14 protein-coding genes are annotated in these 12,535 nt (G+C 68.4%); 11 read left to right on the forward strand and 3 right to left on the reverse strand.

Translation table 11 applies throughout. The features are described from left to right. Positions 1-23: 23 nt before the first annotated feature. Complete coding sequence (locus tag ACPCUW_RS02975) at positions 24-1,055, reverse strand: AraC family transcriptional regulator (RefSeq protein WP_423423783.1); 1,032 nt, start codon at positions 1,053-1,055, stop codon at positions 24-26. 206 nt (positions 1,056-1,261) lie between these two features. Between ACPCUW_RS02975 and ACPCUW_RS02980 the strand changes: the two genes are divergently transcribed. From ACPCUW_RS02980 to ACPCUW_RS02995, 4 genes are all read left to right on the forward strand, one after another. After that, positions 1,262-2,569, forward strand: coding sequence for an MFS transporter (locus ACPCUW_RS02980; RefSeq protein WP_423423592.1), 1,308 nt, complete (start codon positions 1,262-1,264; stop codon positions 2,567-2,569). Positions 2,570-2,580: 11 nt separating this feature from the next. Then, complete coding sequence (locus tag ACPCUW_RS02985; RefSeq protein ID WP_423423593.1) at positions 2,581-3,312, forward strand: hypothetical protein; 732 nt, start codon at positions 2,581-2,583, stop codon at positions 3,310-3,312. 84 nt (positions 3,313-3,396) lie between these two features. Then, the gene (locus ACPCUW_RS02990; RefSeq protein ID WP_423423784.1) at positions 3,397-3,735 is read left to right on the forward strand and encodes a carboxymuconolactone decarboxylase family protein; all 339 of its coding nucleotides are present in this window, start codon (positions 3,397-3,399) and stop codon (positions 3,733-3,735) included. Between the two features lie 126 nt (positions 3,736-3,861). Next, positions 3,862-4,638, forward strand: coding sequence for an acyl-[acyl-carrier-protein] thioesterase (locus ACPCUW_RS02995; RefSeq protein ID WP_064905771.1), 777 nt, complete (start codon positions 3,862-3,864; stop codon positions 4,636-4,638). Positions 4,639-4,681: 43 nt separating this feature from the next. Here the strand turns inward: ACPCUW_RS02995 and ACPCUW_RS03000 are convergent, their stop codons facing one another. Further along, positions 4,682-5,146, reverse strand: coding sequence for a hypothetical protein (locus ACPCUW_RS03000; protein ID WP_063009203.1), 465 nt, complete (start codon positions 5,144-5,146; stop codon positions 4,682-4,684). Between the two features lie 124 nt (positions 5,147-5,270). Here ACPCUW_RS03000 and ACPCUW_RS03005 point away from each other — a divergent pair, with 124 nt between their 5' ends. From ACPCUW_RS03005 to ACPCUW_RS03025, 5 genes are all read left to right on the forward strand, one after another. Beyond that, the gene (locus ACPCUW_RS03005; protein ID WP_063009439.1) at positions 5,271-5,891 is read left to right on the forward strand and encodes a PadR family transcriptional regulator; all 621 of its coding nucleotides are present in this window, start codon (positions 5,271-5,273) and stop codon (positions 5,889-5,891) included. 111 nt (positions 5,892-6,002) lie between these two features. Then, entirely contained in the window at positions 6,003-7,094 is a 1,092-nt protein-coding gene (locus ACPCUW_RS03010; protein WP_423423594.1) for a saccharopine dehydrogenase family protein, read from the forward strand. A gap of 134 nt (positions 7,095-7,228) precedes the next feature. Next, positions 7,229-8,407 carry an FAD-dependent oxidoreductase gene (locus ACPCUW_RS03015; RefSeq protein WP_423423595.1) on the forward strand — a complete coding sequence of 393 codons (1,179 nt, stop codon included), beginning with the start codon at positions 7,229-7,231 and terminating at the stop codon, positions 8,405-8,407. Positions 8,408-8,490: 83 nt separating this feature from the next. Further along, complete coding sequence (locus ACPCUW_RS03020; protein WP_063009209.1) at positions 8,491-9,174, forward strand: hypothetical protein; 684 nt, start codon at positions 8,491-8,493, stop codon at positions 9,172-9,174. 110 nt (positions 9,175-9,284) lie between these two features. Further along, positions 9,285-9,953, forward strand: coding sequence for a phosphate signaling complex PhoU family protein (locus ACPCUW_RS03025; protein ID WP_063009441.1), 669 nt, complete (start codon positions 9,285-9,287; stop codon positions 9,951-9,953). A gap of 19 nt (positions 9,954-9,972) precedes the next feature. On the opposite strand, the gene ACPCUW_RS03030 is transcribed toward ACPCUW_RS03025, so the two are convergent. Next, positions 9,973-10,902, reverse strand: a complete 930-nt coding sequence (locus tag ACPCUW_RS03030) for a family 43 glycosylhydrolase (protein WP_245925231.1) — start codon at positions 10,900-10,902, stop codon at positions 9,973-9,975. Positions 10,903-11,141: 239 nt separating this feature from the next. Here ACPCUW_RS03030 and ACPCUW_RS03035 point away from each other — a divergent pair, with 239 nt between their 5' ends. Continuing rightward, a complete protein-coding gene (locus ACPCUW_RS03035; RefSeq protein ID WP_423423596.1) occupies positions 11,142-11,825 on the forward strand; it encodes a hypothetical protein in 684 nt (227 codons plus the stop codon). Positions 11,826-11,999: 174 nt separating this feature from the next. Next, the gene (locus ACPCUW_RS03040; protein ID WP_423423597.1) at positions 12,000-12,533 is read left to right on the forward strand and encodes a hypothetical protein; all 534 of its coding nucleotides are present in this window, start codon (positions 12,000-12,002) and stop codon (positions 12,531-12,533) included. Positions 12,534-12,535: the final 2 nt, after the last annotated feature.

A 12,535-nucleotide genomic window follows, 5' to 3' on the forward strand; every position in this document is an offset into this window, starting at 1 on the left:
TCGCGATGGTGCGCGAGTTCGGATCATCGACCTGTTTCGCTCTGTCCGCCACTGTCTTTCGACGCAGCCCGACGCCATTGGCTCGGGCTGCGTCCGTGATGGCTGCGGAACCAGCGAGTGAAACTGGCGGGGCTGGAGAAACCGAGCATATCCGCGATCTCGGTGAGGGAACGGCCTTGATTTCCCACCACCCGGCGGGCCAGATCCAGCCGGGTGGTGTTCACGATCTCCGAGTAGGTGCAGCCCTCGTCCGCCAGGCGGCGGTGGACGGTACGACGGTCCACGCCCAGACTGCGCGCGACCTGGTCGGCGGAGCAGCGGCCGGTCGGTAGCAGCATTTCGACGAGTTCCTGGACCCGGTCGCGCATCGCCGCTTCGTGGCCGCTGTCCACGGCGCCGAGCAATTGTTGCGTGTACGGGCGCAGCAGCGGGTCCGACATCGGGTTCGGGGTATCGAGATCGCTTGTGTAGAGCGTGATTCCGGTGAATTCGTGATCGAATGTCAACTGGGGTCCGAACAATCGCAGATGCGTGGTGCGATCCCGCGGCGCGGAATGGGTGAAGGTGGTTTCCGCCGGTTGCCAGCCCGCTCCGAGGAATGCGCGCAGAATTCCCTGCAGCGCTCCCATCGCCAGTTCGGTGGCCTGGCGGGTGCTGCGGTGCTCGCCGATATCCAGACTCAAACGGACGTGGGCGATCCCGTTGCGTTCGGTGAGGCGTATGTGCAGCGATTCGTTGTAGGTGTGCTGATGGCGCACCATCAGTTCGAGGGCGCTGCGCACATCGGGTTCCTCGCGAATCACCAGACTCAGCGGGCCCAGATTGGACAGTCGCCGCCGTTCCGCGAGCAGCAGTCCGAAATCCTGCCGGCCGGATTCCGCGGCCGAACGCTCGAGGAGTTCGGTGACGGCCGCGGCGGGCACCCACCGGTCCTGCAGGCTCAGGCCGGCCGGATCGAGTCCGGCCTCGCGCAGCAACCGGGCGGGATCGAGCCCGAGAGACCGGCCGAGATCCACGTAGTCGTTCAAGGCCGCGTATCGCGCCAGGGGTTTCATCAGCGCCTCGCTGTCCCAGATTGTTCGCATCCGTGTCCCCGAGAGTAAAGCACGATAGGACCGGCGCCCCTACTGTTGTCTCCATCACAGCGAGGTGGCCGCCCGATGTTGCCGGTCGGCCACAGGGCTCGAGCGTTTCGGCGCCTCAGCGCCCGCACCTTCCCCAGCTCCGGCGGGCGTCGCCCGCCGCGTTCGTAGGAGCACCCATGCAGTTGAGCACCACCCCTGAGCTTCCCGCCGCGCAGGCCTCGGCCGTATCGACCGGCCGTACGCGGCGCTACCCCTGGCTGGTCTTCGCCCTCGCCTTCGGGCTGTTGCTCGCCGACTACATGTCCCGCCAGGTCCTCAGCGCGGTCTTTCCGCTCCTGAAAACCGAATGGGGCCTGACGGATTCACAACTCGGATCACTGAACAGCGTGGTGGCGCTCATGGTGGGCCTGTTGACGTTCCCGCTCTCGCTGCTGGCCGATCGCTGGGGCCGGGTGCGCAGCCTGGTGCTGATGGCGACGCTGTGGAGTATCGCCACCCTGCTGTGCGCGCTCGCGTCGAACTATCACCAGATGCTCGGCGCGCGATTCCTGGTCGGCGTCGGGGAGGCGGCCTACGGCAGTGTCGGGATCGCGGTGGTCCTCGGCGTGTTCGCGCCGCGGGTGCATGCCGCGCTGAGCGGTGCCTTCATGGCCGGGGGTTCGTTCGGTTCGGTGCTGGGTGTCGCGGCCGGCGGCGCGATCGCGGTACACCTGGGATGGCGGTGGTCGTTCGTCACCATGGCGGTCGTGGGCCTGCTGCTCGCGGCGCTGTTCGCCGCGCTGGTCGACGAGCGGAAACTCGCTCGGCACGCCGACGCGGAATCGGTCGAACCCGCGACGCACACCGAATTCCGGGCTCCCGTCTCGTCGCTGTTCACCAACCCGGCGGTGCTGTGCGCCTACGTCGGTGGGGGCGTGCAGCTGTTCGCCGCCGCGGTGCTGCTGGCGTGGACGCCGAGCTTCTTCAATCGGGTCTACGGTTTGGCGGCGGATACCGCAGCCGTCGCCGCGGCGGGTGTCGTCCTGCTGGTCGGCGCCGGAATGGTGTGCTGCGGCATCGTCACCGACCGGATCGGCCGCCGCGACCTGTCGCGCAAATGGCTCGCCGCCATCGTGTTCTGCTCGATCTCGCTGATCTGCCTGACGGTCGGATTCAGCATCGAACACGGTGCGGCACAACTGATTCTGATCGGCGTCGGTGCGTGGTTCTCCGGCGGTTCCTCCGGGCCCACCGCCGCGATGGTGGCCAACCTGACCCATTCGTCGGTCCGCGCCTCCGCGATGGGAACGCTGACGCTGTCCAACAGTCTACTCGGAATGGCCTTGGGCCCCTTCGTCGTCGGCGTGCTCGCCGACCACTACGGCCTGAGCGCCGCACTACGACTCGCCCCGCTCGCCTATCTCGTCGCGATCGCCGCGCTGGTGGCCGGTCGCTGCCTGTACCCGGCCGGGCTGCGCACACTCGCCGCTGTTCACAACCGATGATGAGGAAACCGATGAAATTCACGACACCCGCACTGATCACGGCGCTCGGGATCACCGCCGCCGCCGTCACCACCGGCACCGCTCATGCGGAACCGGACCGCACCGCGGTGCACTACGAGATCGGCCGCCAGGCGGATTCTGCCCTGGTGACGACTTCGGACGGCAAGCTGAAAGTGGTTGCGGATCAATTGATTCTCACCGACCGTGCGGATCGGCCGGTCGCCGCCGTACCGCTGACCTTCGCCGTCGACGACATCGCGTATCCGATCACAGCCCGCATCGACGGCTCCACCGCGACACTCACCCCGGACCGCGGTGACGGGCGGCCCACCCAGGCGCGTCGCGATGTCGTCTCGGTCCGGCAGGCGGCGGAATCGTTCACGCCACGCGATTCACAGGCGCTGGGCGCGTTCGGTCAGCGGGTCGCCATCGCGGCCGGAGTCAGCGCGGTCCTGGGCGCGGTCATCGGCGGCGGAATCGGCTGCCTGGTCGGCGGCGCCGTCGGCGCGGCGATCTCCAGTCCGGTGATCGTGCTCCTGGCGCCGTTCGTCGGAGCCACCGTCGCCGGCTGTGTCCTGGGCGCCGCCACGCTCGGCGCCGTGGGATCGATGGCCGGTCTCATCCTGGCCGGTGGTCCCATCACGCTGTTCTCCGCCATCCAGTACTTCTCGACGGTGCTGGGGCCGTGCCCGCCCGAGCTGCCCTACTGCAAGGACCCGGCACAGCCCGCACCCGCCAAGTAGTCGTCCGCCGGATTCTTCGACCACATCTCAGGAGGCATCGTGTTCGATTCGCCCGCACCGGTTTCCACGCCGGTCGTCGACGGCATGCGGGCCGGCGGAAGCTGGAACCCGCTGTGGGATCAGCTCTACGAATGGGACCCGGAATGGACCGAACGGTTCATGGCCATGAACGACACACCGATCGCGCGCCACATCTTTGCACCGGAATTCGTCGAATTGCTGAGCATCGCGATCGACGCGTCCTGCACCCACATGTACGCCCCGGGCGTGCGCCGCCACATCCGCGCCGCACTGGACTTGGGTGTGCCACCCGAACAGATCCTGACGGTCCTCCAGATGGTCAGCGTCCTCGGCATCCACGCCTGCAACCTCGGCATACCCATCCTCGCGGAGGAACTCGGCGAACCCCGGCCGGACCGATGACACAGCAGTCCGGTCGGTAGCGTCGATCGATCAGGTGGGGTCGCCGTGCGCCTGTGCCGCCGTGTTGACGCCGGGGGTCCGGGCTCGATCGCTACGCTGGCGCGGTCCCCGGGAAAAGGAGCGTTCATGGGTGCCGCTGTCGATCGGTTGGCCGAGATCGCGTTTCCGCTGTCGCCGTGTCCGGACGAGAGCCGGGCGTTTCACGAACAGTGGCCGGTGCGGCTGGGGGACACCGATGGGGACCAGCGGCTGCGGCTCGATGCGGTGGCGCGGTATCTGCAGGACATCGGCTACGACCACCTGCAAGTGGTCGAGGACGGCGATCTGCATCCGGGGTGGATCGTGCGGCGGACCGTGATCGACGTGCTGCGGCCCATCGAATTCGGGGATCGGGTGCATCTGCGGCGCTGGCCGTCCGCCCTGTCGAATCGGTGGTGCAACATGCGCATCCAGGTGCGCAGTGAGAACGGCGGCCTGATCGAGACCGAGATGTTCCTCATTCACGTCGATATCGAGGCCGGTCGGCCGGCGCGGATGACCGAGCGCTTCATGGCGCCGATGCGCGCCGCCACCGTCGAGCACCGCCTGCGGTGGCGGGCCGCCTTGCGGGAGGGGGCCGGTGACGACGCCGAATTCCGTCCGTTTCCGCTGCGGGTCACCGATGTGGACCGCTACGGGCACGTGAACAACGCGGTCCATTGGGAGGCTGTGGAGGAGGCGCTCGCGCGGTTCCCCGACGCACCGGCGCCGCCCTATCGGGTGATTCTCGAACACGCCGGGCCGGTGATGGGCGCCGACGAGGTGCTGATCCGCGCGTGGCGGGATGCGGGCGCGCTGCATGTGCAGCTCGAAGTCGACGGCAGCGCACGCACATTGGCGCGGATCGAACCGCTCACGCGCTGACGATCCGCGCCGGGCGTTTGCCGCCGCCCGGCGCGGTCCTCGGTCATCGCGGCGCGTTGGCCGGGTCGGCGAGGGTCGGGGTGCGTCCCTGCCGATGTGCCTGCTGGGCGTCGTCGAAGAACTCGCGGCTGAACAGTGCCGAGAGGATCGCGATACCGCCGCGGTGAACGCGGAACTCGCTCTTGGTGCTGGTTCCGGTCAACCGGACGACTCGGCCGGCGGCATCCTGCGGCCGGGCGAAATCCTTCACCCGGCCACGCCCGGTCCACTCCAGGTCGCTGTGCTCGACGACCGCGTCGTCGGGAACCAGCAGCTTCACCATGGCGTGGTCCACGTCGGCATGGACCACGATCGGGTCCTCGCCCTCGATCCACGGCGAGCGCAGGTCGATGACGACGCTCGCGTAGCGGGCCTTCACCTCGAAGGCGGTGGCGTGGGTCCAATCGCCGAGACGCTTGGCGGTTTCGTGATCGGCGTGAATGCGGACGGTGTCGGTCGTGAGGGTCATTGTTCTGGTCCTTCCGGATCTCAGTGGTCGGGTTCGCCTGCCTCTCAATAGTGACACACAAACTAGTATCGAAGCAACTAGTCTTTCAAAAACTAGTCTGGCGGCACCTAGTAGGATGGGTGACATGCCCACCTCCGACCGGTTCAAGCGATCTCCGCTCGCCATGGCGGTGCTCGGCATCCTGCACCTGGAGCCGATGCATCCGTACGCCATCCAGCGCCGCATCAAGGAGTGGGGGAAGGACAAGGTCGTCAATGTCGGGCAGCGCGCCCAGCTGTACAAGACGATCGCGCGCCTGCAGGACGCCGGTCTGGTGGCGGTTCGCACCACCGGTCGCGACCAGCAGTATCCGGAACGCACGGTCTACGAGATCACCGACGCGGGCCGCGATGCCTGCACGGCCTGGCTCACGGACATGCTCGCCGTGCCCCGCAACGAATTTCCCGAATTCCCGGCCGCCCTGTCGTTTCTGATGCTCCTCGGTCCCGACGCGGCCCGCGAAGAACTGGAGCGCCGGCTGAAAGCGTTGCGCGCCGAGCATTCCGAGCTCGAGACCGGCCTCGCGCAGGCCACGCGGTTCGGCCTGCCGCGTGTCACCATGCTCGAGGACGAATATCAGCGTGCGGTCACCGAGGCCGAAATACGGTGGCTGGAAGGCGTTGTCGCCGCCCTCGCCGACGGGACGCTCACCTGGTCGTGGGAGTCGCTGGCACGGTTCCGGGACCAGGCCGCCCCCGGCGACTAGATATGCCACCGTGGCCGGATGCGGCTCGACGGCCCTATCGTCGGTTACGGTGCCGACGTCGAGACGAACCGGCACGAACCGCCGGCGACCAACAGGACACAGGGGATGGCAATGGCAAAGATCGTGTTGTTCGGCGCTACCGGATATACCGGCCGCCTCACCGCTCGAGCCCTGCTCGATCGCGGCGCCGAGCCGGTATTGGCCGCTCGTAACGCCACCGCGCTACAGCAGCTCGCGGCCGATCTCGGCGGCGTCGAGACCGCGGTGGCCGACGTAGCCGATCCCGCATCGGTGCGCGCCCTGCTCGATCGCGGGGACGTGCTGGTGACGACGGTGGGACCGTTCCTGCGGTACGGCGGCCCGGCGCTGGAGGCGGCACTCGAGGCGGGTGCGCACTACTTCGACTCGACCGGCGAAGGCCCGTTCATCCGCCGGGTCTTCGATCGCGACGCCGACGCGCGCCAGGCGGGTGTCGCCCTGCTGACGGCCTTCGGATTCGATTACGTCCCAGGCAATCTGGCCGCCGCCCTCGCGCTGCGCGACGCGCCGGACGCCGCCCGCGTCGACGTCGGCTACTTCATCGCCAGCCCCGGCACCAGCGGCGGCACCCGCGCATCCATGGTCGGCATGTTGTTCGAGCGCGGCCTCGCCCTTCGCGACGGTGACATCGTGCCGGAGCGAACCGGGGCCCGGACGCACACCTTCGAGGTGGAGGGCCGCGCGCTCACGGGCGCCTCGATTCCGGGGTCGGAACACCTCGTTCTGCACCGCGCCCATCCGAACCTGCGCGAGGTCGACGTCTATCTCGGCATGCCCGGCGGCGCCGCCCGTGTGCTGCAGGCGACCTCCCTCGTCACGGACACCGTCGCCCGGGTGGCGCCCGTGAAGCGCATGGCCGAGAGTGCCTTGAATGCCCTGGTCAAGGGTTCGACCGGGGGGCCCGATGCGGCCACCCGGGCCCGGACGCGCACCTGGGCGGTCGCCGAAACCCGCGACGCCACGGGCCGAATCCTGTCCTCCGCCACCCTGGCCGGCGTCGACCCCTACGACTTCACCGCCGCGATCCTCGCCTGGGGCGCGCACACCACGCTCGCCGGTGGTCTCGTCGGCACCGGCGCCCTCGGGCCGGTCGAAGCCTTCGGCCTGGAACCGCTCACCGCCGCGGCGGCCGATGCCGGACTGCGCGGGGCCACACCCGCGTAGACTGACTTCCGGACGTGCGAAGACCCGGCCGGGTATGGGTTAGTCCCGGTGACGCGAACCGTTGAACACCGCACCTTCCGCAGGTGTGACCTGTACGTCCCTTCCGATGATGTTGCATGCGAAGGGACTCGGTCATGTCGAAGTTCACTGTTGTTGTCGCCGGAGCCGGGCTGGGCGGGCTGGCCTTGGCGCACGGGTTGCGCCGCCGGGGCATCGATGTCGTTGTGTACGAACGTGATTCCGCAGTGGATACCCGGCGTCAGGGCTACCGGCTGCATCTGGACGCCGCGGCACGACGTGCGCTGCACCAGGTGCTGCCCGCGTCGCTGTGTGCACTGTTCGACGCCACCACGGGCACCCCGAAACCCCGATTCACGGTGCTGGACACCGAACTCGGTGAACGGTTCGCCCAGGATTCGGCGGAACCGGCCTACGCGGTCGACCGCCTGACGCTGCGCCGCATCCTGCTCACCGGTATCGACGACCGCGTCGTCTTCGGCAAGGCGGTCGTCGGATACCGCACCGAGGGCGATCGGATCGATGTTCGTCTGGCCGACGGCGACAGTGTTCGCGCCGACATACTGGTCGGCGCCGATGGGATCAATTCCGTTGTGCGCCGGCAGTATCTGCCGCATGCCCGGATCGTCGACACCGGTGTGCGCCAGCTCTACGGTGCGATCGCGCTGAACGCGCGGACGCGGAACTTGTTCGACGACAGCATGTTCGGCATCTTCACCATGATCGCCGGCCCGGACCGGAATTTCGTCGGCGTCGCGCCCGTCGAATTCCCCGAGGACCCGGCGACCGCGGCGGCCCGCCTCGTGCCGGCCGCGAACCTGCCGTCCGTTCCGGACTACATGACCTGTTCGTTCGGCGCTCGCGCCGAGTGGTTCGGTGCCGTGGAAACGTCCCTGCGCGACCTCGACGGCGGCCGCCTGAAAGATCTCGTCTCCGCCGCGGTCCGGACCTGGCATCCACGCATTCGCGCGATCGTCGACGCCTGCGACCCGGCCGGTATGTTCGCCCTCCCGCTGCGAACCAGCGTGCCGATTCCGGCGTGGCCGACCACGCCGATCACCCTGGTGGGTGATGCCGTGCACGCCATGAGTCCGGCGGCGGGATCCGGCGCCTGCGTCGCACTACGCGACGCGGCCGACCTGGCCGAGACTCTCGAATCCGTTGTGGCAGGGAAGGATCGGCGTTCCGCGCTGCACGAGTACGAACAACGTCTGATCGACTACGGATTCACCGCGGTCCGCACCGGGGCAGCCGACGGACACCGCTTTCTGGGGCAGAACCCGCTGCCCGCGTAGGGGGGCGGGACGAGGGCCGCGATCCGGCGATCGGGCGCTTCCCACGCCGAGCGGTCCCCTCGCGCGCATGGCAGGCTGCGGGCATGGAGCCCTCGCGCTGTGTTGTCCTGGTCCCGACCCACGGATCGATCGCACCGGATTTCGCCCGCAATCTGGCCCGGCTGGAGCAGCGTGGTTACGAGGTCCGGACCGTCACGGGATTCGCGGCGATCGATCAGGGACGCAGTCAGATGGCCACCGACGCGTTGCGCGACGGATTCGAAGGGCTGATGTGGATCGATTCCGATATCGCGTTCGATGTGGATTCGGTGGACCGGTTGCGCGCACACGATCTGCCGATCGTGTGCGGGATCTATGCGAAGAAGGGTGTGCGCGGCCTGGCCTGCCATGTGTTGCCCGGAACCCGGAGCATCCTGTTCGGTGAGGGCGGGGGATTGCTGGAGATCAAATACGCCGCCACCGGATTCCTGTTCACCCACCGCGACGTCTACGAAACCGTCGCCGAACACGAACAACTTCCGGTGTGCAATCTGCGGTTCGACCGCCCGACCGTCCCGTATTTCCTGCCCATGCTGGTACCCGACGGTGAGCACACCTGGTATTTGGGCGAGGACTACGCGTTCTGTGAGCGAGCGCGGCGCAGCGGCTACTCGATCATGGCCGACAGCTCGTTCCGACTGGGGCATGTGGGGACCTACAGCTACAGCTGGGAGGAAGCGGGTGCGGATTCGCACCGCTACGCGAGTTACAACTACCGGCTGGGGTGAGTGGCAGATTGCGATCGAATGTCCGGAACGCGAATTCCGGTTATTTCGCAGCGATCGGGCGGTCCGGCACGAAATTCGCAATGTGCGTCCCACTGGGGTTGAATCGGGATATGCGCTCGGACTATCACGCGAATCTGCGGCAGCTCGCCGAGTTGTTGCATGCGATGTGTGAACAGGACCGGACGGCCATTTCGGCGGCCACCTACGCGGTGGTGAACGCCGATATCGAACAGGCCGAGGCCGCGCTGGACGTCGTCGGCCGGGTCGAGGAGATGGCGCAGCAGACCGAACAGGAAGCGCTGCGCCTGCTGGCCTTGCAGGCCCCGGTCGCCAGCGAGTTGCGGCGGGTGGTGACCGCTATCCAGCTCACCGGCCATCTCCAGCGCATGGGCGCGCTGGCCGGGCATATCGCCACCAGCGCGCGCCGGCGCCATCCCGAGCACGTCGTTCCCGAACCGGTGCGGCCGTTGGTCGAGCGTCTCGGCTCCACCGCCTGCGCCATCGCCACGAGCGCCGCGGCGGTGCTCGAAACCGGCGACCCCTACGACGCGGCCGGTCTCGACGCCCAGGACGACGCGCTGGACCATCTGCACGAGCAACTGCTGGCCGCGGTGCTGGACCACGATTGGGCGCACGGCATCACGGCCGCGGTCGATCTCACGCTGCTGGGACGGTATTACGAGCGCTTCGCCGACAATGCTGTGGAAGTGGGACGCCGCACCATCTTCCTCACCACCGGGGAAACCGCCGAGAACTGGGCGCCGGACGACGACGAGTGATTCGGCCGGCCCGCAGATCTCATGGGGCGGAACCGAATTCGGCCAGCACCGTGCCGTGCCGGACGACACCGGAGAGGCCGGGGAGCTCCGCCGGCGCCGACCAGGTGCGAAATCCGTCGTAGCTGTCGCTGTAGAGATAGCGGTCCTCGGTGTAGGCGTCGAGATAGATGCGATGCCCGCCGTCGGGCAGCGGCACCACCGACGGACCTTCCCGCGGGCCGCCCCATCCGGCCCAATCACCTTTGGCCACAAAGGAATACGGGCCCAAGGGGTTGTCCGCGACCGCCAGTTCGACGAGTTTGGTGTCCTCGTTCTTCACGAACGCGTACACCCGCCCGTTCCACCGCACCAGCTGCGTGTCGATGTAGCCCAGTGAACCCGGACCGCTCGGGCCGACGCCGAGCAGCGGTATCGGCGGCGCCCAGGCGGAAAGTCCCGCGCCCGCCGGTATCAGCAGGTGCGGGGTGAAGCCGTGCCCCCAGGTCAGCGACACGATGATGCCGACTCGGCCCGCCGCATCGGCATACCACTCCGGGGCCCACGCCCCTTCCAGGCGGCCCGGCACCAGCATCGGGACCGAGGCCAGCTCCGTCCACGCGATCCGGTCGCGGCTGCGCGCCAGGCCGATCGAGGTCGCATCGGGGGCTTCGGTGTAGGTGAGGTAGTACCAGCCGTCGGTATGCAGCAGCACGCTCGGATCGCGAGCCAATCCGGTGCGCGGTGTGAACGCGCGTTCGGCGACCGGCGTGAACACCGTCGCATCCGCCGACTCGTATACGGCCACGGTGGTGTCACTGTCGGTGCGAAACGCCGTCATGGTGTACCGCGTGGGCACCCGCTGGGGATCGGCGCCGATCCCCGGTAGCGCCGACTGCGCTCGTGCCGTCCCCGGCGCCAGCAGGGGCAGTCCGGCCAGCAACGCGAGTGCGGCTCTGCGTCCCATCGCCATGACCAGCGATTGTGCGGTTCGCGCGCGACGATTCGCCGCAGGCGCGCCGGAGCGGACTCGCCTCCGGCGTGGCGTGGCCCCAGCCCGCCGCCGACTGTAGTGGAATCGATGCGCAGCCCCGCGGTTCAGCCCGAACGTGAAGTGATCTTGCTCGACACCACCGGCACCGACCTCCCGGCCGACGCGGCGAAGCCCGCGGCCGGACCGAAGGTGGCCAGACCAAGAGGGAGAACTCACTCGTGCGAACAACTCTTGTGGCGCTCGTGCTGGCTCTGTTGACAGCGGGCGGCGTCGCGACGGCGGGTCCGGCACCCGCGCAATCCGATCCGATTCCGATGAACCCGCGCACCTCGTTCGCTGTGGCCGCACTGAGCCCCGGAACCGGCGCCGGCACAGAGAATTTCGACGAGATCCGGCCCGCCCTGTCGATCATCAAGCTGTATCTGGTCGACTACGTGCTGCGCCACGGCGACGGTTCCGGCTCGGATCGGCGGGCGGCGCAGCGCGCGATCCAGCTCTCCGACAGTGCCGCCGCCAGTGAGCTGGACACCAAGTACCCCCACGCCATCGACGCCACCGCCGCGGAGTTCGGATCGGCCGACACCAGACGCGGTTCGTTCTGGGGCGACTCCTACACCAGCGCCCGGGACGTAGCCGAATTCCTCGCCGCCAAGCAACGCACCGATCCCGGTTCGCCCATGCTGCGGTGGATGGCCACCGCGAGCCCGATCGCCGCCGACGGTACGGCGCAGAACTGGGGCACCGCGCATCTTCCCGCGATCATCGGCACGAAATGGGGATGGTCGGACGACGGCACCGAGGTCGCCTCGGCCTCCTTCGGCCCCGGCTTCGCGATCGCCGCCTTCACCCGCGGCGATGCGAACGACGAGAACGCCGACCTCGCGGTATTCACGGGGAAATAACGGCGCTGCGGCTGCCGGTCGGCGCGGCGTCGCGCACAGCGGTTGGAGATATTTCGTGTGCGGAGATCGCGGACCGGTTACCGTGACACCCGGAGATCCTCCGTTTGGTTCTGCCGCTGCGGGGGAAGGTATTTCGGAGAATCCCGCGTTCGAGCGGGCGGGGAGGGCGATTCGATGGACGCGGTAGGGGACACGGTGCCCGTCGGTTCGATTCCGATCGGTGCCGTGGTTCGGGATGTCGTCGCGGAGGTAGCTCCCGACGAGCTGCCGGTGGTGGATCGACTGCGGCAATTGGGTGACGACCGCGCGGCGCGTCTGCTCGCGCGCCGCAGAAGTGGTGGTGATCTGCTCGGTTTCGGCATCGACGAGGTCGCTGTGCTGGCGAGCCCGGTGCTGTGGATCGTGCTCACCAAGTCGGCGGAGCAGTTCACGGAGGGGGCGATCAGCAGCGGTGGCCAGGCGGCGCGGCGCTGGTTGCGCAAGCGGCTCGGCCGCGCGAAGGCCGTGACGGTATTGCCTCCGCTCGAGCCCGAACAGATCGCGGAGGTGCGGGCGCGGGTGCTGGATTCCGCACTGCGCAGCGGCATGGACGCCGATCGTGCTCGGCTGCTTGCCGATTCGGTGGCCGGCCGTCTGGTCGTCGACGCGATGCCCGAGCTCGCCGAGCCCTCGGCCGAACCCGACCGCGATTCGAGCACACCGAGTTGACC

Origin of the sequence: Nocardia sp. AB354, assembly GCF_049538315.1 — a bacterium.
Classification (GTDB): Bacteria; Actinomycetota; Actinomycetes; order Mycobacteriales; family Mycobacteriaceae; genus Nocardia; species Nocardia nova.